Origin of the sequence: Thalassolituus oleivorans MIL-1 (assembly GCF_000355675.1) — a bacterium.
GTDB lineage: Bacteria > Pseudomonadota > Gammaproteobacteria > Pseudomonadales > Oceanobacteraceae > Thalassolituus > Thalassolituus oleivorans.
Genome location: NC_020888.1, coordinates 709,934 through 731,708 on the forward strand (window position 1 = coordinate 709,934; position 21,775 = coordinate 731,708).

Annotated in this window: 20 protein-coding genes; 8 read left to right on the forward strand and 12 right to left on the reverse strand. The window is 46.0% G+C overall.

The features are described 5' to 3' along the window. Nucleotides 1–100 precede the first annotated feature (100 nt). On the forward strand, nt 101–355 hold the full coding sequence (locus TOL_RS19130; RefSeq protein WP_015485847.1) for a hypothetical protein: 255 nt from the start codon (nt 101–103) through the stop codon (nt 353–355). Between the two features lie 30 nt (nt 356–385). Here the strand turns inward: TOL_RS19130 and TOL_RS03265 are convergent, their stop codons facing one another. Then, on the reverse strand, nt 386–1,126 hold the full coding sequence (locus TOL_RS03265) for a glutathione peroxidase (RefSeq protein WP_015485848.1): 741 nt from the start codon (nt 1,124–1,126) through the stop codon (nt 386–388). A gap of 180 nt (nt 1,127–1,306) precedes the next feature. On the opposite strand from TOL_RS03265, the gene TOL_RS03270 reads away from it, so the two are divergent. Next, the gene (locus TOL_RS03270; protein ID WP_015485849.1) at nt 1,307–1,684 is read left to right on the forward strand and encodes a hypothetical protein; all 378 of its coding nucleotides are present in this window, start codon (nt 1,307–1,309) and stop codon (nt 1,682–1,684) included. Nucleotides 1,685–1,690: 6 nt separating this feature from the next. Here TOL_RS03270 and TOL_RS03275 read toward each other — a convergent pair whose 3' ends face one another. Next, a complete protein-coding gene (locus tag TOL_RS03275; RefSeq protein WP_015485850.1) occupies nt 1,691–2,233 on the reverse strand; it encodes a YbhB/YbcL family Raf kinase inhibitor-like protein in 543 nt (180 codons plus the stop codon). Nucleotides 2,234–2,263: 30 nt separating this feature from the next. Continuing rightward, the gene (locus TOL_RS03280; protein WP_015485851.1) at nt 2,264–4,075 is read right to left on the reverse strand and encodes a sensor domain-containing diguanylate cyclase; all 1,812 of its coding nucleotides are present in this window, start codon (nt 4,073–4,075) and stop codon (nt 2,264–2,266) included. Nucleotides 4,076–4,200: 125 nt separating this feature from the next. Between TOL_RS03280 and TOL_RS18125 the strand changes: the two genes are divergently transcribed. Further along, nucleotides 4,201–5,049 (forward strand): sugar nucleotide-binding protein, encoded by an 849-nt coding sequence (locus TOL_RS18125; protein WP_015485852.1) that lies wholly within the window; start codon nt 4,201–4,203, stop codon nt 5,047–5,049. Here TOL_RS18125 and TOL_RS03290 read toward each other — a convergent pair. The 4 genes from TOL_RS03290 to leuS all read right to left on the reverse strand — a co-directional run bounded on the left by TOL_RS03290 (nt 5,041) and on the right by leuS (nt 10,057). Continuing rightward, a complete protein-coding gene (locus TOL_RS03290) occupies nt 5,041–5,634 on the reverse strand; it encodes a hypothetical protein (RefSeq protein ID WP_015485853.1) in 594 nt (197 codons plus the stop codon). The genes TOL_RS18125 and TOL_RS03290 overlap by 9 nt on opposite strands. Nucleotides 5,635–5,894: 260 nt before the next feature. Then, nucleotides 5,895–6,902 (reverse strand): DNA polymerase III subunit delta, encoded by a 1,008-nt coding sequence (holA, locus tag TOL_RS03295; protein ID WP_025266223.1) that lies wholly within the window; start codon nt 6,900–6,902, stop codon nt 5,895–5,897. Continuing rightward, nucleotides 6,899–7,435, reverse strand: coding sequence for an LPS-assembly lipoprotein LptE (locus TOL_RS03300; protein WP_015485855.1), 537 nt, complete (start codon nt 7,433–7,435; stop codon nt 6,899–6,901). Before TOL_RS03300 ends, holA begins: the two co-directional genes overlap by 4 nt. 42 nt (nt 7,436–7,477) lie before the next feature. Beyond that, on the reverse strand, nt 7,478–10,057 hold the full coding sequence (gene leuS, locus TOL_RS03305; RefSeq protein ID WP_041588386.1) for a leucine--tRNA ligase: 2,580 nt from the start codon (nt 10,055–10,057) through the stop codon (nt 7,478–7,480). Between the two features lie 249 nt (nt 10,058–10,306). Here leuS and TOL_RS03310 point away from each other — a divergent pair, with 249 nt between their 5' ends. From TOL_RS03310 to TOL_RS03330, 5 genes are all read left to right on the forward strand, one after another. Then, a complete protein-coding gene (locus TOL_RS03310) occupies nt 10,307–11,452 on the forward strand; it encodes a porin family protein (protein ID WP_015485857.1) in 1,146 nt (381 codons plus the stop codon). Nucleotides 11,453–11,461: 9 nt separating this feature from the next. Beyond that, nucleotides 11,462–12,040 (forward strand): FMN-binding protein, encoded by a 579-nt coding sequence (locus tag TOL_RS03315; RefSeq protein ID WP_015485858.1) that lies wholly within the window; start codon nt 11,462–11,464, stop codon nt 12,038–12,040. After that, nucleotides 12,040–12,768 (forward strand): PepSY domain-containing protein, encoded by a 729-nt coding sequence (locus TOL_RS03320; protein WP_015485859.1) that lies wholly within the window; start codon nt 12,040–12,042, stop codon nt 12,766–12,768. The genes TOL_RS03315 and TOL_RS03320 overlap by 1 nt, the downstream gene beginning before the upstream one ends. A gap of 138 nt (nt 12,769–12,906) precedes the next feature. Then, nucleotides 12,907–15,525 carry a LuxR C-terminal-related transcriptional regulator gene (locus tag TOL_RS19380; RefSeq protein ID WP_015485860.1) on the forward strand — a complete coding sequence of 873 codons (2,619 nt, stop codon included), beginning with the start codon at nt 12,907–12,909 and terminating at the stop codon, nt 15,523–15,525. Nucleotides 15,526–15,677: 152 nt separating this feature from the next. Beyond that, nucleotides 15,678–16,859: a response regulator gene (locus tag TOL_RS03330; protein ID WP_015485861.1), complete on the forward strand. Its 1,182-nt coding sequence runs from the start codon at nt 15,678–15,680 to the stop codon at nt 16,857–16,859. 55 nt (nt 16,860–16,914) lie between these two features. Here the strand turns inward: TOL_RS03330 and yacG are convergent, their stop codons facing one another. The 5 genes from yacG to pilB are packed head-to-tail and all read right to left on the reverse strand — an operon-like array spanning nt 16,915 to nt 21,648. After that, nucleotides 16,915–17,109 carry a DNA gyrase inhibitor YacG gene (gene yacG / locus TOL_RS03335; RefSeq protein WP_015485862.1) on the reverse strand — a complete coding sequence of 65 codons (195 nt, stop codon included), beginning with the start codon at nt 17,107–17,109 and terminating at the stop codon, nt 16,915–16,917. 36 nt (nt 17,110–17,145) lie between these two features. Continuing rightward, a complete protein-coding gene (gene coaE / locus TOL_RS03340) occupies nt 17,146–17,745 on the reverse strand; it encodes a dephospho-CoA kinase (RefSeq protein WP_015485863.1) in 600 nt (199 codons plus the stop codon). Between the two features lie 39 nt (nt 17,746–17,784). Beyond that, nucleotides 17,785–18,672 (reverse strand): prepilin peptidase, encoded by an 888-nt coding sequence (locus tag TOL_RS03345; RefSeq protein ID WP_015485864.1) that lies wholly within the window; start codon nt 18,670–18,672, stop codon nt 17,785–17,787. A 4-nt stretch (nt 18,673–18,676) separates the two neighbouring features. Continuing rightward, nucleotides 18,677–19,906, reverse strand: coding sequence for a type II secretion system F family protein (locus tag TOL_RS03350; protein ID WP_015485865.1), 1,230 nt, complete (start codon nt 19,904–19,906; stop codon nt 18,677–18,679). 44 nt (nt 19,907–19,950) lie between these two features. After that, on the reverse strand, nt 19,951–21,648 hold the full coding sequence (gene pilB / locus TOL_RS03355) for a type IV-A pilus assembly ATPase PilB (protein WP_015485866.1): 1,698 nt from the start codon (nt 21,646–21,648) through the stop codon (nt 19,951–19,953). Nucleotides 21,649–21,775 lie beyond the last annotated feature (127 nt).

Consider the following 21,775-nt stretch of genomic DNA (forward strand, 5'->3'; position numbering starts at 1 on the left):
TGTTCATTCTTCGTGAATCTTACAGACCGGTTTTAGCGAAAAATATTATTCCTCAACTACACTGCAAGTAACTCCTCAAGTTAGGCGCGGTTAAGACATTATGTCTTTGAATTGTGTTTTTTGTAACAAGTTGGTCTTTGGTACGACTGGTGTAACTGTGCCTAATCAAGGCCCTGCGCATCAATATTGCTATCAAGCCCATGTTGCTTTAAAGCGGACATTTCAGTCGCTGGATATCAGTGCTCTCAACGAAAGCGAATTTAATGATTTAAAGGATTTGGTCTTGTCGGAAGCGAATGAGCGAGAGCGCAAAAGACGAGGCGCTAGCGATGCGGGTGATATTGAACTGTTTTGACTCAAAAAACTGAGCCAAAACAGTTGGCTATTATTGTTGAGCTAACCAAGTTTCGAGATCGTCACTGCCGCCAATATGACTGCCACCAATGAAAACTTGGGGTACGGTTTCACGCCCAGATACTGCTCGCAACGAGGTTATACTGGCATCGCGTCCCATCAGAATCTCTTCATATTCCAGCCCTGCTTGCTGTAATGCTTCTTTCGCTTTTGCACAAAATGGGCAGCCGGGTTTGGTAAAAAGTGCCACTGACTGAGGTAATGCAGCATTGCAATTGATGTAGTTGAGCATGGTATCGGCATCGGATACCTCAAACGGATCGCCAGGCTTTTGTGGTTCGATAAACATTTTTTCAATGTTGCCGTCACGTACGAGCATACTGTAGCGCCAACTACGCGGACCAAATCCAAGATCTGCTTTGTCGACGAGCATTCCCATGCCTTTGGTGAAATCGCCATTGCCGTCAGGAATCATACGAATGTTGCCGCATTCTTGATCGGCGGCCCATGCATTCATCACGAATGTGTCGTTAACACTGATGCAAACAATCTCATCGATACCATTCTGAGCAAAAACTTTGGCAAGTTCATTGTAACGCGGTAGATGGGTGCTGGAGCAGGTTGGTGTGAAGGCTCCCGGCAATGAAAATACAACGACTGTGCGTCCTTTAAATAGGTCGTCGCTATTGATATTGACCCAATCATTGCCGCTACGTGTTGCCCAAGTAACGGATGGCACGTGCTGTCCTTCGATATTTACTAAGTTCGACATATGCAGTCCTATCTATGAGTGAAAAAATGATAGTGCCAGTATGGCTGAACTTATGCCTCGATGGCTAAATAATTCATACCATTACAGATCGGGAAGCTTGATTTGTTTGACGTTAATAACGCGAGTGCAGTACTGGTTAGTAAGCGCTTATAATGGCACTTACTTTTTGAGGTCGTATGTATGCTTATTGAAAATAGCTCCGATTTAATTAAACGTCATCAAATGGTGACTCTGCCCTCCGGTGCGCTTGCGCACGAGGCAGAATTAATTAACGGACAAGCGCTGGTTATTAGTAGCGATGGGCTTGCTGTCTATAGTCGTGCCGGCATGGTTGGAGATCCGTTAGGAAATGGCCTGCTGCGTTCAGTCGCGATCCCTGCTGATTTTTGTTTAACCTTGCAGAATGGTGCCTACATACAAGAGCATCGTGCAGGGTATGTTGGTTTGAGTGACGGGCGAGTGTGTTTAATTACTCTCAATGATGCGCAGTTGTTTCCATCAAAACAACAAGCCCTGCGCAATCAGAATGAAATTGTGCGGATTGCGCTGGGCAGTTAGTTTGATTTACGGGCGTTGATAGAGCGCCTCAAGTGTTGTCTTTTGCAGTGCGTGGCTATTGAGAAAATAGCCAACCAGTGCGCCTGAGCTGTCGGGTTCTAAATCTAATTTATCGGTATCGAGAGCAAAGACCGTAAATTGATAACGATGAGCTTGATCACCTCTTGGCGGGCAAGCGCCACCAAAGCCAACACTACCGTAGTCCGTTCGGCTTTGCATCGCGCCATCTGGCAATGCTTCACCTTCAGCACTTCCTGCACCTGTAGGTAATTCATGAACATCGGCAGGAATATTGAATACCAGCCAGTGCCACCATCCACTACCAGTTGGTGCATCTGGATCGTAGGCTGTAATGGCATAGCTCTTGGTGTCGTCAGGGCCTTGAGTCCAGCTTAGTTGCGGCGATAGGTTGTCTCCATTGCAACCAAATCCTTTAAACTCTTGCGCGTTTGACATTGCTTCACCAGCCGTAATATCGCTACTGGTGACTTTAAAATCTGCCACAGCTGCACTACTTAACAGGCATAGGGCTAATACTTTAAGATTCATGGGTGTTCCTTTATCTGATAGGGGATGCGGTTATGATATTTCATCATGATGACCGAGTAAGGTCATGCTTCTAACACAATTTCTACCAGCTGCTTTGGCAGCATACAAGGCTTTATCAGCTCGTTGATACATGAATTCTTGATAGTTGCGAATGTGTGGTATACCCGCGCAAACACCGATACTAATCGTTACTGAAAGCTCTTCGTTCTGGTGGCGCAGTGATAAATTGGCAATCGCATTACGTACTGTTTCGGCAACTTGAAGCGCGCCACTGATATCTGTATTCGGCAGTAATATGGCAAATTCTTCACCGCCCGAGCGATAGACAGTGTCACTCGGACGCTTTAGTGCGTCTTGCATTGTTTGTGCTACTTGCTGCAATACTAAATCGCCGACATGATGGCCGTGTACATCATTGAATTTTTTGAAATGATCAATATCCATTAATAGTAAAGCTAACGATGTGTGTTGGCGAAATGCGTCTTGGTATAAGCTGAAAAACCTTTGATCGAAATAACGGCGATTGCGCACTCTTGTTAGTGCGTCGGTGATGGTTTCTTCTTGTAGTTTAGAATTTAATTGCTCTAAATCTTCGGTACGTTCTTTTACTTTTTTATCCAAAGCATCGTTAGCTTCTTGCTGTAATGAGATGATTTTTTCTTGAGCCTGTATGCGCGCAATCCGCTCGCGATTATGACGTTCAGCTAAGCTAATCGCGAGTACCAGTACTTGAAATATCACCCCGAATTCTACCGAATGTACCGTATATTTATTGATATCAAGTACGGCGAATTTTTGTAATGCAAAGACGATAAATCCGTTGAGTAACAAGAATATCGATAGCAAATATAATAGATAGTCTTTAGAGCGGCGCTGAATTGTTAAAAAAATGCCACTGCCTATACCTAGGCTACACATTACTACGCCAAGACCTGTCAAGAATCGAATCATGATTTCATAAGGAGCGAATATAGAAGCAATACCGCTGAATAACGCTACCCAATTTAATAGTACTATTAAATTATTAATACTTGGTGCTTCTTCTTTTAAGCGTAGAAAACGGATGCTGAAAGTGGTAGATGTGATACAAGTAGCAACAATACTGATCATAAGGAAATGATCATTAAATATAGGGTAATTTGGCCAAAGTATTTTATAGGTCCAGCCATAAATGGTAGCAATTAAAAAGCTAAAGGAGAGTAAGCTGGAAGAGTAAAATAAAAATAACGCATCGCGTGTCAAAAGGAAGATCAGTGCGTTATAGATGATCATCGCTAGCATAATGGCGTAAAAAGCAGAAGCGATACCGACGCGGTCGGCACGCGCTTGCCAGAACTTATCGGTATGGAATAAATGCAATGGCACTTCAATAGCAGAGGCTGAACTTACTCGGATATAAATTTGATCGGAAGTTCGCAAGTCGTTTAGGGGGACTACTAAGTTGGGAACGTCGACGAGTCTATCGTGAAAAGGCAAAGCATTGCCGATGTTTGCTTCAAAAATGACTTGGCGTTCTCGTAAGTGAAATACCTGAACATAGTCAAGCAGAGGAGAGTCGATTTCTAACATCCACGATGTGGAGTTTTGCTGTAGTACGATGTGTTCTAAATTTACCCTAAACCAGTATTCACCATTGTAAAATCCTAAGTTAATACAACATGGATTGACCGGCAGCCACTCGTTCGCAGGCATGAACATGGCCTGTTCTAACGAGAGTGAGTAATTAGACTCGAGTGCATCGACTAATATGGGCTGCGGCTGCAACGTATTACTATCTGCATGGCTTAGTAATGACGTTGACCAGAGCAATAGGCACCATACTAGGCGTAACCAATTTGCCATGGGAAGTAACTTGAGTAGAGCTATAGATACTTACCAGTATAGACATCCTTCTGAGCTTTGAAGGAGTGGCTGCCAGTGGTAATCTTAGGTTCTTTCAATTCACCGGTTTCACTGGGATCTTAACATTGGCTATCAGCAGTTTTCATACCCATATCATTGGTGCAAACCGCCCCGTCGGTAAGTGTCTGACACGCTTATTGGCTGAACAGAATTTCATGTACAAGGGTGTTAGCCTAGAAAGTCGCGAACGTCAGGGATTGCAGTCTAGTGGTCGACCGGTCTACGTTCTGACTCCTTCTGTTTATAACCCAGAAGATTTTCAACATCTTGAGTTTTGGATTGATCAGGCTCGCTCAGAAGATGCTGCGATTGTGCTGCTTTCCTCCATGGCTGTTATCGAGGCTACTAATGGTACTTTGGTAGATGAGACTTGGCATGTATTCAGCGATACGCAGGTTGCACAACACTTGTTGGCGATTGAAGAGTTGGTTCGGCAAAATCCACAACATCTAATTTTACGTGCCGGTCAGGTCTTTTCTTTAATGAATGATGATTTTGCTACTCGGTTGCTAACGGCTATTCGTCATGAGCAAATTCTGACTGTCGATATGAAGCGTCATATTGCACCAACACCTGCGGATGACGTTGCTGAAGTTATGTTGGCCATGTTTAAGCAAGCCTCTTGTGCAGATCATCTTTGGGGGACTTATCACTTTAGTGGTGTCGAGCCGGTGTCATCATATGCGTTTGCCGAAGCTCTGTTGTCTGAGGCAAGACAGTATGAAAATCTCGGAGCGGCTGAGTTACATTCTCAGGAGGGTGGGCAAGTGCCGTATGTTTGGACGCCGCTTTCAGACAATACGTTGCTATTTCATAGTTTTGGTATTAAGCCGAAAGCTTGGCGCAAAGGTCTTAGCCGGCTTATTCGTCAATACTATCGTGTTGATATGGCTGACAGCTCAGTGTCAGTTTAAATTGAAAGTAGATGATTGTTGATACAAATCCATCAGCTTATCGGTAATAACTGTACGAATGCTTTCGCGTTCTAAACTAGAAAGTCCAGTCAGTTCTTTCAGACGTAACCGGTGTAAATGCAAGCAGGGAAGCTTGTCATTAAATTCACGTAAGTCACCCTTCATGAGTACCGGTAAAAACGGATCGTCGCTGTTGCTGCGACGTAATATCTGCCGCATGCCTTCTTGAAATGGAATCGGTACTGAACGTACTTTCTTGTCTTTGTGAGAAATAACTAAATACAAACCTTGTTTGCCAATCAGATTTCCGGGAATCACATGCAGACCCGTCGAGCTCACAGCATCTGGATTGAGATAGCTGAAGGTGTCATGAAAGGCATATGGATCAGGTAGGATCACCATTTGACGATGAGCTTCTTCTGGAAAAAAGATGCTGTAGTTGGTGTATAGCTGTCGAACTGATGATGAAAACACGCAAAAGCGGTTTTCGAATTGCTTAACGAAGCTCATCGCACGCTTGTGCTGGTTAATCTTTTCAAGATTCCAGACTAGATCGCTGTTTTGCTGACGTACGGCAGTATTCATCGGTTCCTCCTTCCTACGGTTCGCCACCGTCAATAAACGGTGGCGTTTTGAGCCACATTATTCATAGCTTTTGACGTTAAAGCTATGTTTTCGTACCGCTAACTGTTTAAAACTGACAATAAATTGCACATTACCTAGTCGAATCAAGACACTAGCGCCACTCTTGCAAATGAGTTTGTCGGGTTAGACCAATAAGCTAAGAGAGTATGGCATGGGGTGGCTGTATGAAATGTGACCAAGCTAATGCTTTTTTCGGATAGTTAGCAGGGCAGGTGAGTTTTATGGCCTGTCAGGAGAATTGTTAGTTCGCCAAGTAATAACCAAGGGTCTTGTCCATTACCTTTAGCTGCATTATCGATCGCTTCGGCCTTTTGGAGGGCGGCGAAAAGCTCATTCTGACGAATCCTTTGCAGTGCCGCTTTATAAGGACCTTGTTGTTTTGGCCAAATGTTTTGCTTTTTAAATCCTTCGCTCAATTGCTGGCCTGAGGTGTTGTACAAGGCGATAAGCTGGCGAATCTTTCGCGTGATGGCTCCTAAAATCATAATGGGTTCAGAGCCTTCTGCTTGAAGGTGGGTGAGTATGCGTGCCGCTTCGGCTAAATTTCCTAATAGACAGGCATCTGCTAAGCCGAATGCATCGAAGCGTGAGCTATCCCCGATAGCCTCGTTAATCATAGCTTCAGTAACGGGTGAATCACCTAAAAGACGTAGCTTCTCAACTTCTTGTACTGCGGCGAGTAAATTGCCCTCAGTTTGATGAGCGAGTGCGGCCAGTGCTGCAGGTTCAATTTGTAAGCCAACGATCTGAAGGCGACGTTTCAACCAGCCGGGGAATTGATTCCGTTCTATAGGCCAGATCGGTAAAAACACTCCGGCACTTTCAATAGCTTTGAACCAAGCGCTGCGTTGTGCTGTGGCATCTAAACGGGGACAAATAATCAGTAGCACATTATCGGGATTGGGATGGCTTACCATCTGCTGTAAAGCAGCTCCTTTATCCGAGGGCTTGCCATTTGGAATGCGAACTTCAAGGATGCGGCGGCTAGAAAATAGCGACATGGCGTTGGCTTCATCGAGCAAGGTGCGCCAATCGAAGCCGGATTCTGCATGAAACAGTTCTCGCTCTTCTATCTGGGCGGCCCGTGCCGCAGCGCGAATTTCATCGCAGGCTTCCATGATCAAAAGTGGTTCGTCACCGGAAACCAAATAACAGCTACTGAGGCCGCGACTCAAGGTCGCTGATAGTTGATCTTGACGGATTTTCACGGCTGCTGAGTCGGTTCTGGCGCTGGAGCTGGTTCACTTTTGCCATCCGCTTTATTGGCTGAGATGCCTTGTAAGCGTCGTAGTAGCTTGCTTGCTAAGTCTTTTTCTATGGCGGAACGTTGCTGACGTTCTTCGTTGGCGGTCGCGACGATGTTATTGACGTCGTTCGTCAGTGTGCGGCGGGAGCGCACTAATATCTCGGTATTGATTCCATCTTCAGGACGCGACACAGTGGCCGTTAGGCGACCATTCAGCTCGTATTCGGCCACTTGTCCGTTAGTACTTACTGATAGCGTTCGACGTTCGATCTCGTAAGATTCAACCACGAGTTGTGCGGGGGCATCGACGGCGTGTTCGGTAATAACCACACCGTTGAACTGCAGTTGTTGATTAAGCGCTTGGTCAAACCCTGTGTTACCGCTGCCTTGCAAATACAAGATGCGGTAACCATCGGGTATTGGGGTGATTCCGCGTAAATGCCAGCCGCAGGCACTGAGTGTGATAACGGCTAACCAAATTAACGAAACGCGCATGCGAACAACCTCTATTGTGTGGTGTTTAAATCGTTGTCGATATTAACCTACAACGATGTTGACCAACTTACCTGGCACCACGATAACCTTACGTACGGTTTTGCCTTCAAGCTGTTTTTGCACGGCTTCGTCTGCCATTGCCAAGGCTTCTAATTCATCCTTGCCAGCACTTACAGGCGCTTCCAGTTTGGCTCGCAATTTACCGTTTACCTGAACGACTAAGGTGATTGAATCACGTACTAACGCGCTTTCATCAACGACCGGCCAAGTAGCATCAATCACTAATCCATCATTGCCAAAAGCAACCCACAGCGCTTGAGTGATATGCGGAGCCATCGGCGACAGCATGCGAATAATCGCATTCAGACCTTCACTGACAACACCGCGCCCGCCATTTGATGACAGATCGACTTTTTGCAATGCGTTCATCAATTCCATGATAGCGGCAATACCGGTGTTGAAGTTGTAACGGCGACCAATATCATCGCTGACCTTCTGGATGGTTTCGTGGACTTTGCGGCGAACATCTTGTTCGTCTTTGCTCAGATTTTCTAAAGTCCCCGCATTGGCTTGCTGCAGCAGTTCATAGCTTAAACGCCAAACTCGCTGTAGAAATTTTTGCGAACCTTGAACGCCAGAATCTGACCACTCCAGCGTTTGCTCTGGGGGCGCTGCAAACATAGTGTACAAGCGCACAGTGTCGGCACCATAAAGCTCAATCGCTTCTTGCGGATCGACGCCGTTGTTTTTCGACTTCGACATCTTAATCATGCCAGAGTACTGTACTTCTACGCCGTCGACAGTGCGATGGGCCGTTAATAAACGCCCTTTTTCATCACGTTCGATGGTCACATCTGCCGCGTTAACCCATTCTTTAGCACCATTGTCATTGGTGGTGTAAAAGGCTTCCGCTAACACCATGCCTTGGCATAGCAAGCTTTTAAACGGCTCATCGCTTTCTACTAAGCCTGCATCACGCAGCAGCTTGTGGAAGAAGCGGGCGTACAATAAGTGCAAAATTGCATGTTCGATACCACCGATGTATTGATCGACAGGTAGCCAATAATTGGCTTCTTTGGGATCCAGCATGGCATCGTCGCAACGTGGCGAGCAATAGCGCGCGTAATACCAAGATGACTCCATAAAGGTGTCGAAGGTATCGGTCTCGCGGAATACGGGTTCGCCATCCAGTTCAATATTTTCGAATTCTGGATTGTTTTTAATCGGCGAGTTGATGCCATCCATGACCACATCGGTCGGCAGAATAACCGGCTGCAATGATGCTGGTGCTGGCATGGTATCGCCTGCGGCATTGCGAATTACAGGGATTGGGCTACCCCAATAACGTTGACGGCTAACACCCCAATCGCGCAGGCGATAGTTAGTTTTAACTTCGCCTTTACCTAGCTCGACTAATTTTGCTGCAATAGCATCGAACGCCTGTTCGAAGGCTAAGCCATCAAATTCACCAGAATTGATCAATACACCTTTTTCGGTGAAAGCGGCGGCCGCAAGATCAATTTCTTCACCATTGATACCCTCAATCACTTGGTTTATGGCCAAGTCGTATTTATTGGCAAATTCCCAGTCACGTTGGTCGTGCGCCGGTACGGCCATGACTGCGCCTGTGCCATATTCCATTAATACGAAGTTAGCGACCCACACCGGTACTTCAGCACCACTAATCGGGTGGATAGCGGTAAAGCCAGTGGCCATACCTTTCTTTTCGACCGTGGCTAAATCGGCTTCGGCAGTACCGGATTTTTTACACTCATCTAAAAATGCAGCTAACTCTGAATTAGTTGCAGCGGCTTCTTTAGCTAGCGCATGGCCAGCAGCAACTGCAAGGTAGCTAACACCCATTAGTGTGTCTGGGCGAGTGGTGTAAATCTCTAACTCGTCAGATCGATCTTTTAAGCCGAAGCGCATTTGTACACCGCGGGATTTGCCAATCCAGTTGCGCTGCATGGCCTTTACTTGATCAGGCCAGCCTTCAAGCTGATCAAGATCATTTAATAATTCTTCGGCGTAGGCGGTGATACGAATAAACCACTGCGGGATTTCTTTGCGCTCCACTACGGAGTCGCAGCGCCAGCAGCAGCCGTCAATGACCTGTTCGTTAGCTAAAACGGTTTGGTCGTTAGGACACCAGTTTACAGCTGAAACTTTTTTGTAAGCCAAGCCCTTGTCGATCAGAGTGGTGAAAAACCACTGTTCCCAACGATAGTACTCTGGATCGCAGGTAGCGATTTCACGATCCCAGTCATAGCCGAAGCCGAGCGACTTTAACTGGCCTTTCATATAGGCGATGTTTTCTTTGGTCCATTTAGCCGGAGCAACTTTGTGCTTGATCGCCGCGTTTTCTGCTGGAAGACCAAAAGCGTCCCAGCCCATAGGCTGCATCACATTTTTGCCTTGCATGCGCTGAAAGCGCGATACCACATCACCAATGGTGTAGTTACGCACATGACCCATGTGCAAGCGCCCACTCGGATATGGGAACATAGAGAGGCAATAAAACTTCTCTTTGTTGGTATCGACAACGGCTTTAAAAACCTGATTAGCTTCCCACTGTTGTTGTACAGCAGGTTCGATCGTATGGGGCTGATAAGTCTCTTGCATCATGGTGTCTTAATGAGAATAGGGTGCAATGGATTTGGGCACTGAGTTTACCTGAATGCGGTTTAAGCGCCTAGGGAAGCGCTGAATTAGTCTTGTTATTAACGAGCTAGGTTCGATTACCATCAAAGATGGAGTCTATTTTTATCTAGCATCTAAACAATAGTCATTCGTAAAAGTGTTTGGTAGTGATTCGCAATTGTGTTAGGGTTCGTATCTAAATATTTAATCTAGTAATACAGAGGACCTTGCATGGATACCCGTTCACTTCTCTTAGCTGCCACTATGATTTTGCCCGCAGTCGCTTTTGCTGACGAAACAGCAGAACTTAAAGCTGAAATAGCTGCTATGAAAGCGCAGCTTAATAGTCTGGCTGATACGCTTGATCAGCAAGCTTCGACAAGCGCAACCAGCGGTGTATCGATTGGCGGTTATGGTGAAATGCATTTAAATCTTGCCAATGGTGAAGATAATGAAATCGATTTTCATCGTTTTGTGTTGTTTTTCGGCAAGGAATTCAACGAACGAACGCGTTTTTTCTCTGAGTTTGAGCTTGAACACAGCATCGCTGGTGAAGGAAAAAATGGCGGAATTGAGTTAGAACAAGCCTTTATTGAATACGACGTTGCAGATACAACCAAAGTGAAAGGCGGTTTGTTTTTGCTGCCAGTAGGTATTTTAAACGAGACGCATGAGCCAGATACCTTTTACGGTGTAGAGCGCAACAATGTTGAGAAAAACATTATTCCTACCACTTGGGGGGAAGGCGGTGTCGCGGTAAGTGGTGATATCGCGGATGGCGTTAGCTATGACGTAGCGGTTCATTCTGGTTTGAGTTTGGTGAAGCTTGATGATGACGGCCTTGTTTCTGGGTATCAAAGTAGCATCAGAAAAAGTAGAAAAAAAGTAGCTGAAGCTCCTGCAAATAAGGCAGCGTACACCGCACGTATTAAGTACACCGCGATTCCTGGTCTAGAACTGGCGGCTTCGATGCAGTATCAAGATGATATTCTTCAAGGCGCGGGCGAGCGAGAGATAGGAGCTCGTTTGCTAGAAACTCATGCGGTTTATCAAACCGGTGGATTTGCTCTACGTGCCTTGTATGCGCAGTGGAATCTAACGACTGCTATTAACGACATCACGGCTGGAGCATCCAAACAAAAGGGTTTTTATATCGAACCTTCCTATCGCATCAATAATGTCGGTGTTTTTTATCGTAATAGCGCTTGGGATACCACTGCCGGTGACAGCATTGATTCTGAAGTAAAGCGTCATGATATTGGTGCCAATTATTGGCTAGCACCAACGGTTGTTGTGAAGGCCGATTATTATCGTGAAAAGCAAGACGATGATTTGATTGGTACTGGTTACAATTTAGGCATGGGATACAGTTTTTAAAGGATAGCAATGGCGTTGCTTTTTACATTATTACGCAACCTAAGGGGGTTAACGACATTGTCGTTGATCCTTTTTTGTTTGCTATGTTCGAACCTCAGTCGCGCTCAGAGTGTTTACTATAGTATTGAAGGCATTTCGGCCGAAGTTTTTAATGGAATGTCCTCTAATGCAAAAACATTGTGGCTGCAGGCTGAGCAAAAACAAGAAGCTCAGCGCGTAGCCAATATAGAATTGCGACAGGCACGGATTAAATATTGGCAGGCTGGCGATACCTGTTTGTGGATTTTAAGTGATATTGGCAAAGAACGACCCATTACTTTTGCTGTGGTAACTCGCGCCCAGAAAATTGAACGTATGGAAGTCATGGTATTCCGCGAAGCGCGGGGCGATGAAATTCGACTTCCTGCTTATACCGCTCAATTTGTTGATCAAACCCTCACGGACGACGGCGAGTTATCTCGTCACGTTGATGGTATTTCTGGCGCAACCTATTCAGTTAGAACAATGAAGCGTATTGCACGTTTGGCTTTGTTGTTGGATCGTTGGATCATGCCAAACAATGGCTCTACTGTTGTTGGAGCTGAGTAATGAAGGGGCGTCGTTTACGATTTTGGCTCTATCGTTGGCATCGCCGTGGCGGTTTAGCGGCGGCAGTGATCATAATTCTAGTCACTGTAAGCGGCATAGCGCTTAATCACACAGGTGACTTAGAACTAGATAGCTACTATCCACAAAGTTCGTTGCTGTTGTGGCCATATGAATCAGCCATTGAAATTCGTCAGGGTATTTCAACCAAAGATGGTTGGCTGCATGTTTTTAATCAGCAGGTTTTATTGGATGCGAAAGTACTAGGTGAATGTTCGCGGTTGATTGGTTTTGCCAGCACAGACCGTGAGATGCTTTTAGTCTGTGAAGAACAGTGGTTACTGTTGAACTCAGATTGGACTCTTTTAGAATTAATTGATCCAGCATTTTTTCAGTTAGAACATATTAAATCGATTGGCTCAGGCGAGCAGCGCTTTGCGGTTCAGGTCGACTCTGGCCATTGGTATGTGTTGGATCTTGAAACTTATTCGGCGTTGCTATTGTCTAAAGCAGACTTTATTTCAGTACCCTACGAGTTAACGTCGTTGCCTTTATCGGTGGATTCTAGCCGCAATAAAACCATCAGCTGGCAGCGATTGCTGCTCGATATGCACAGCGGACGTTGGTTGGGTAAGTATGGAGTTTGGTTAGTCGATCTTGCTGCAATCATCTTGTTATTTTTGGCATTGTCCGGCTGCTGGATCTGGTTTAGTAAAGCTCGAAAGTCGTGAGTTTGTGGTTATTTAGTAACATATCGTAAGTAACTGATCTGATTAGTTGAATCAGGTCTTTTCCTCTGGTTTTATACGGACATATTGCGTCGGATGTATCGCATCCATCGCCTTAAATATACTTTTATAGTTGTCATTATGGACTTTTCTGCGCCCGCAAACCGAGCACAAGATGCATGGTTAACATCCCTTGATCATAAAGCACTAGGTGCTTGGATTGAGAGCAAAGGCGAGCGTCCAGTGTCGGCCTCCGGTGCTATTGATCGTAGCGAAATACTTATTGCTGCTTTAACGCAAGCGCCCGTTGTTTGGCTGACTGCGCCCGCAGGATTTGGTAAAACACAAATCATGTCGAGCGTGGCAGACAAGCAGAGCGCAGATCGAAGTATTATTTGGTTTACCTTAGATAGTCTTGATGCCCCCATGGCGGTGTTGCTTGAGCATATTTTGGAAGCCGCAGAGCAACAGCTAATGGGCACAGCGACCGATGCTTTGGCTTTGTTACGTCAGCCCGACGGTGCTCCGCACGCAGAAAAAATTCTTTTGCTTTGGTTGCGCGATTTGGCAGCGAGCGGGCGCAATATCCTTATCTTCATGGATGATATTCATTCACTAGTGGACGCTACCAGTTGGCAGTTGCTGATGGCGCTTGTGCGCTATCTCCCAGATCACGTGCAATTAGTGCTCAGTGGCCGTTATCGGCCTTTTGCTATGGGTACTGCCGCACTGCAAGACTCCGTTTTTTTAAGCATGTCTGACTTGGCCTTCAGTGCCAGTGAGCAAGAGCAGTGGTTGGCGAATCAGGGACTCACGACCTCACTGGAGCTTAGGCAACATATTGAGCAACGCTTATTGGGGTGGCCTGTTGGGTTAGCCTTGTGGGGAAGCTGTTTTCGTATGGCAGGGCAACCCGATAGTGTGAATGATCAGATGGCAATTGCCGAAATGAGTGATTATTTACAGGGGGAAGTCGTATGTTCTCTGTCGCCACCTTTGCAGAGTTTTTTGCGTCAATTGAGTGTTCTAGGACATTTTAATGAGGCGCTATTAAGAGATGTGATAGGGGCGGATTATCATCCGCTGCTGCAGCAGGCGCTTGCTAAAGAGCTATTCATTGAGCCGCAAATTGAGCGTCAAGGATGGTATCGAATGCATCCGGTCATGGCTCAGTGTTTGGCGTCACAACTTCCTCTTACCGAGCGACAGGATCTGCATCGCTTGGCGTATCGATGGCTAAGTCAGCGGCAAGATCCGGTGGCAGCATTAACTCATGCATCCCAATGTGGTGACAACGAAGAAGCGGCTCGGTGGGTAGAGTTAGAGGCTGAAAGCATCCTCGCAAATTTAAATATGAATGGCTTAATTAGCTGGTTTAGTCAGCTGGATGAGCAAATTTTGTTGGCCTCGCCGCGCTTGATGCAAATTGCGGCGTGGACATGGTTACTGGCTCATCAGGCGGATCGGGCAGATCAATTGATTCAGCGTTTAACCCAAGAAGGTAGCCTTGCTGACTATGAAATTTCCGCGTTGCAAGGCTATCTGGCCGTCTTATTAGGGCAGCTGAATCGTGCAGATCGTCTTTGCCGGTTTGCTCTCGACAATCTGCCTGCTAGTCGTTTTTCGTTGCGCATATTGATGAGCAGTACCTTGTCTCATCTATCGTTGTCGGCCAAAGATCCTGATGGTGCACGGGTATGGAACCGTCTCGCCCAAGACCTTTCGCGGAAATTTCGAGCACCAACAATGGAAGCTCTGGCTATGTTTGATCATGCGCGAATTGAATTAAATCGCGGCCACATTAGTCGCAGCATGAGTATTGTTGATCAAGGCCTCGATTTATTAGGAGAGCGGCCAAATGAAATGGACCGCTTACCGCGAGGACGTTTACTCTTATACCGCGGACTTCTGATGTGGTTATCAGGCAAAGAACTTGACCAGCTACAAGCTGTTATTCAGCAGGGTATTGCGCTGAGTACTCAAGCGCACGATGTCTCTGTGTGTTACGGCTACGCTGTGATGGCCATGCAATTTACCGCGCAAGGACGTCATACTGCGGCTTTAGATGCATTAGATGAAGCTGAGCGCCGTATGCAAAACTGGCAGGTGGAGCCAGGTACGTACCAATGGCTGCACATTGTTCGCGCTAACGTTTGGATATCTCAGGGCAAGTTGAAACGCGCTAAAGATTGTATTGATCCTCTTTTGGTCGGTGCTGACTCGGAGCGGATTCCGCGTCCCGAGCTGTTTCCTATGTTGCCGGGATTCACTATCGCGACGTTATCGCGCTTGTACTTGGTGGCGCACCAACTTGAACCCTGCCTAGAGCAAACTGAACATTGGCTTCGTAATAATGCCGATGGACTTATGACGACCTTTATTCGCTTAATTCGTGCAGGAGCGCTGGCTATGTCACAGCAACAGCACGAAAGTCAGCGTCAGTTTGGAGTCGTGCGTAGAACACTAGAAAAAGAAGGGGTAGGGCTTGAACTGCACCAGTGGCTGCCTGATCTAGCCAGACTACTGCAAGGCCCAGATCCGGATAAAATAGCCGAATTGAGCGCTCAGGCCAGTTTAAGTGATCGAGAGTTGGATGTGTTACGACAAATGGCGATGGGTTTTTCTAATCAAGAAATTGCCGATCAGCTCTATATCTCGCTACATACAGTAAAGACCCATGCTCGCAAAATTAATGTGAAGCTGGGAGCTAAAAGCCGGACTCAAGCGATACATCGTGCTAAAGAGTTGATGTTACTGTAAAGAATTCATACTTATTTCTTAAATTGGCAAAAGTATTCACCGCTATTGTTACATTTAGTATGACTTTCGGGTCGTTATGTAACCTGTGATGGTAATCGTCTGTAACCTGTACTAAACCTTTGAATGGGCGATATTGACAGGAGTTAAGGGCGATGACCTATAAGGTTTTGGTGATGGGAGATGCAAACAACGATTCGTTAGTTGGCTTGCTCGGAAAACAATACGAACTTGAGCATGTTGAATCTGTCGATGATTGCATTCGGCAAGTAGCGGCAGACGACGTCAAGTTGGTTTTGCTCAACATCGTCGATAACCTGCAGCCCGTCTGGCTTAATGTTTGTCGCCAGCTCAAAGATACCCCTTCTGTCGCTGATACCCCAATTGTGATACTCGCCCGTGATTCCGCACTTGATAGCAAAATGGCCTATTATGACGCCGGCTGTGATGATTATGTGAATTCGGAAAGTATGTCGGAGCTGCAGGCACGTTTGATGCGGGTAATCTTCAATAAAGTCGCAAACGATCAACTCAAACAGCAGTTACAACAAGCGAATGAAATGGCATTTATCGCCATGTCGGACACCTCCGATTTAGGCGTTAACGTTCAGTTTTTGCTTGATGTTAATACCTGCGACAATCTTGATGAACTTGGCATGCGCGTATTCAAGTCGCTGCAAAGCTACGGTATTAATTGCAGTTTGCAAATTCGTGGACGGCATACCGTAAAAAATATGGAAGCCAATGGCATGGCAAAAGAAATGGAATCCGTGCTGCTGCAAGAGTGCAAAGATAAAGGACGTTATGTAGATTTTGGACGTCGTTCAATTATGAATTATGGCAGCGTTTCTTTGTTGGTTAAGAATATGCCGATGAATGATGATAAAAAGTATGGAGCGATAAAAGATAATGTGTTTTCGCTACTTCAGGGCGCGGATGCACGAGTAAAAGCATTGGATAATCTAGAGTCGCTCGCTATGGAGAGCTTGCTGGTAAAACGTATGGCAGGACAGATGCGTGATTTGATGAAGCATGTTGATAGTTCATATAAAGGTGTGATGAAGGATATCGCTGATGTCGTCGAAACAATGGCTGATGGTGTTGAAAGTAGTATTCAGTTTCTAGGGATGGACGAGCGCCAAGAGTTAGCGTTACAAAAAATCATGGAAACCGGCATTGTTGATACCAATCGTATATTCAACCAAGGCATGCGAATGGACGAGGGGTTGCGTGAATTCTTGGAGCAAGTAGACAATGTTTTTTGTTCAGATTCGGTAGATCACGCTAAGCTTGATCGTTTACTAAATGCCATGCCTGCAATTGCCTCGGTGCACTAGCCGACCAAGGTGTTGGCTTGTGCCTATCAAAGCATTACCGCATTTTTATCTCGAATTAATTTAAAGTCTTGAGTTGATCCCAATCTTCAGACATTAAAACCTCATCGGCAGGCTTGCCTGGAATCGCGTGACCTTCGCTAGCCCATTCGCCAAGATCAATAAGTTTACAACGTTCACAGCAGAATGGACGAAACTTGCTTTCAGGTTTCCATTCCACAGGCGTTTTACAGGTTGGGCAATCTACTTTCATAGCTGTTTCTCGATTCTTAACAAGGTATTTAGGCTGTTAACTCGCGTTGGCAAGTTCTAAATAGTATTGATGTAGCGGTAGCAGCTGCTGATACAGGCTACCTAAGTTGGTACTATTATCAACGATGTCGGTTGCTTTCGCACGACGATCTTCACGACTCATTTGAGCTGCAATTATACGACGTATTTGTTCCTCATCGTTGCCATCACGAGAACTGGCACGGGCAACCTGAATGTCGGTAGGAACATCCACTAATAAAGTGCGTTGCACTAAGGCGCTTTGACCGCTTTCGAATAATAGTGGTGATACCAAAATGGCGTAGGCCGATTTAGAATTTTGTAATTGCTGAATTAAACGTTCACGAATACGCGGATGGGTTTGTTGTTCCAACCATATGCGCTCATTCGGGTCGGCAAAAACCTTAGCTCTAAGCCATGCGCGATCAAGTGATTGATCACAGAGAAAGGCTTGAGCACCGTACCGTTCTAATATTGCTTGCCAAGCCGGTTGATGTGGCTCTACGACCTCACGGGCGACGACGTCGGCATCAACAACCGTGATGCCCAACGAAGCAAAGTAATCACTGGCAGCCGTTTTGCCGCTGCCAATTCCACCCGTTAAACCGACTACTAACATACATACCTTAGCCCATTGTGTGGGTTACAGTTTTAGACATTAAAGCGTACTTAAGTACCACTCTACGATTTGGTCACCCCATAGCGCTGCAATCCAACCCGCCATAGCTAAGTATGGGCCAAATGGGATAGGTAATTGTCGATCACGCCCGAGAATAATGATCCCGGCAATACCGACGACTGCCCCAACGATACTTGATAACAAAACAATCACAGGTATAGCACTCAAGCCAAGCCAAGCGCCCAATGCCGCTAGTAGCTTGAAGTCGCCAAACCCCATGCCATCTTTACCCGTTAACAGTTTGAATATCCAAAATATACTCCACAGCAAACCGTATCCAACAGCCGCACCGTAAACCGCGGAGGTTAAATCCGTAAATAGACCTTGGGTGTTAACCAAAAGGCCCAGCCATAGCAGGCCTAATGTTAAGGTATCCGGCAATATTTGATGATCAATGTCGATAACCGACATGGCGATGAGTAGCCATGTAAATACTAACATAGCCGCTAAGGGCCAACCCCAAGGAAATTGCACCAATAGCACCGCACTCATGATTGCGGTGATTATTTCAACAGCTGGATATCTTGGGCTGATTTTAGTCTGACAATTCCCGCAACGACCGCGCAGCAATACATAGCTAATTACGGGGATATTTTGCCAAGCTTTTACCGGCGCATGGCAGGTAGGGCAGTGGGAATCAGGTTTAACCAAATTGAAGGGCTTATTTAAGTCCTTCAATGCAGGATGATCGGGTAAATCGTCTTCTAATGATTGGCATTCTTGCTTCCAACCACGAAACATCATAATCGGCAGACGCAAGATAACGACGTTTAAAAAACTACCGACCAATAAGCTTAACAGCGCCACCAGGGCGATATGCCAAGGTGTGCTGAGTAGTGCGAGTTCAGCAAATACATTAGAAAACATAAGATTAAATAGCATCGCCCATGGCAAAAATCGGCAAGTACATAGCGACAATCATGCCGCCGATAACAACACCTAAGAACACCATAATGGCTGGCTCTAATAAAGACGTCATATTGTCTACGGCGTTATCAACTTCCGCTTCATAGTAACTGGCTGCTTTATCTAGCATAGAATCAAGGGCACCCGACTCTTCACCAATGCTGGTCATTTGTACCACCATGTTCGGGAATACCTTAGTCGCGCGCATAGCGAAATGCATTTGCTGACCAGAGGCGACCTCATCACGGATATTGTATACGGCATTGCGGTATACAACGTTGCCAACGGCACCTGCAACGGAATCTAAGGCTTCAACCAAGGGAACACCCGCCGCGAAGGTGGTTGACAGTACTCGTGCATACCGTGCAACCGATGCTTTCATTATCAAGTCGCCGAAAACAGGAGCCTTGAGTAATGTTGTTTCTACATTATCTCGAAACGACTGTGATTTCTTCATCCCTTGCATAAAAGCAACGACTAGGAAAATTAGCCCACCAAAGACATATAGGTAATTTGCTTGCATCCAATCGGAAAGCATCACAATAAACTGGGTTGGTGCGGGTAATTCAGCGCCAAAGCTTTTAAACATCTCATCAAAGGTCGGTACGACTTTGATTAACAGGATAGCGGTTACCCCAAATGCCACCAACAAGGTGATCATAGGGTACATAAGCGCTTTTTTGATTTTAGCTTTCAGTTCTTCGGTTTTTTCTTTGTAAATAGCGACTTTATCCAGCATGGACTCTAGCGCACCCGCCTGCTCGCCCGATTCGATCAGGTTGCAGGTTAGCTCATCAAAATACTGCGGATATTGTTTTAACGCCGAGGCAAAGTCATTACCGGCAGATACCGAATCACGAATGGCATAGATAACTTCTCTTAATGAAATATTATCCACGCCGTCGGCAACAATATCGAACGACTGTACTAAAGGTACACCCGCTTTCACCATGGTGGCCATTTGGCGTGTGAAAAAGGTGATGTCGGCAGGTTTGATACGTTTCTTTGTTACTCCGCCGCCTAAACCAAATAAAGGTTGGGATAGGCGTTTAATTTTTTTCGGTTCAACACCTTGCTTGCGCAGCTGTGCTTTTACCATTGCTGGGTTTTGACCGCTCAGCTCACCCTTGACGGTTTGTCCGCGGCGATTCGTGCCTTCCCATTGGAAAGTCGTTGTTTTTATTGGTTTAGCCATAGGATTCTGTCTTCCATCATTCAGGGCTTAATAGTGACAGAGCGTCAGTCGGTTGTCACACGGTTTGCTTCTTCTAGGCTAGTGACGCCTTGAGCGACTTTCTTAAGCGCCGAAGTACGCAAATCGGCAAATCCTTCTTTTCGAGCAGCATCCGAAATTTCAATGGAGTTACCACCTTCCATGATGATGCGGGAGATCGAATCGGTAACGCGAACGACTTCATATATACCGACGCGGCCTTTGTAGCCATGGTTGCAGTGCTCACAACCCACTGGTTTAAATATTTCGGCGTCTGCAAGTAATTCATCGGTAAAGCCCACTTCTTTCAGTGTGTGCTCTGGGATTTCTGCGGGGACTTTACAGTGCACGCATAGGCGGCGAGCTAAGCGCTGAGCAATAATTAAACTGACTGAAGTGGCAATATTAAACGACGGAACCCCCATATTGGCCAAACGTGTCAGTGTTTCGGCTGCACTATTGGTGTGTAGAGTAGACAGCACTAAGTGACCTGTTTGTGCGGCTTTAATCGCAATTTGAGCAGTTTCCAAATCGCGAATCTCACCCACCATGACCACATCAGGATCTTGGCGTAAGAAGGATCGCAGCGCGGCAGCAAAGTCGAGACCGACACGAGCATTCACGTTAACTTGGTTGATACCTTCCAAGTTAATTTCAACGGGATCTTCTGCCGTGGAAATATTGGTGCCTTCCACGTTTAAAATATTCAGGCCTGTATAGAGCGAAACCGTCTTGCCAGAACCGGTAGGTCCGGTCACTAAGATCATACCTTGTGGTTTCGCCAAGGCACTTAAGTACAAATCTTTTTGCTCTGGCTCATAGCCTAAAGCATCAATCCCTAGTTTAGCTGAAGACGGATCAAGGATACGTAGTACGATTTTTTCGCCCCATAACGTGGGTAAAGTATTGACGCGGAAGTCGATGGCTTTCGTTTTTGAAAGCTTCATCTTGATACGACCATCTTGAGGAAGACGACGCTCAGAAATATCCATTTGCGACATAACTTTTAGGCGTGCCGCAATTTTACCAGCCAAATTCACTGGAGGGCTGGAGACCTCTAATAGAATACCATCGGTACGATACCGTACACGGTAGCGTTTTTCGTAGGGCTCAAAGTGAACATCGGATGCTCCGGATTTAATTGCGTCTAATAAAATTTTATTTACAAAGCGAACGATAGGAGCGTCATCGCCTCCGGCGTTGCTATTTTGTTCATCCTCTTTGTCTCGGGCGTTCGGGTCATCTAAATCAATGTCGTCGAGCGCGCTATCGAGATCGCCCAAGGTATTGTCGTTGGCGGATAGAAAACGATCAACGGCAACGCTGAGTTTATCTTCTTCAACGAGTATCGCTTCTACCGTCATGCCAGTATTGAACTTGATTTCGTCGATAGCGATCATTTGCGATGGATCGCTTTGCGCTACAAATAATCGGTTACCGCGAACAAATAGTGGTAGCACACGGTGCTTGTCGATGAGTTCCGAGCTGACCAGTTCTTTTGGCATCAATTCGCCGTCAAATGCTGCTAGGTCTAATAGCGGTAAGCCGAATTCTTCGGACGCTAACACCGCAAGCTCTTTCGCTTTTACTAACTTTTTGGCAACGGCCAGTGTGACAAAACTTTGTTTTTCTTTTTTACAACTGGCGAGTATTTCTTCGGCTTGCGCTTGGTTGAGAAGTTGTTGCTCAACGAGACGACGAGGGAGGCCGGTCAATAACGCCATGTAAAACACTCCATACGGGGCTAAGTTCGGTTATAAAAATTAGGTTTTATAGCAGTCTGCTGATAATACAGACTAGAGCATGATTGTACTCAAAAATTATCGGCAAGGGGTGAGACCTAACCGACAA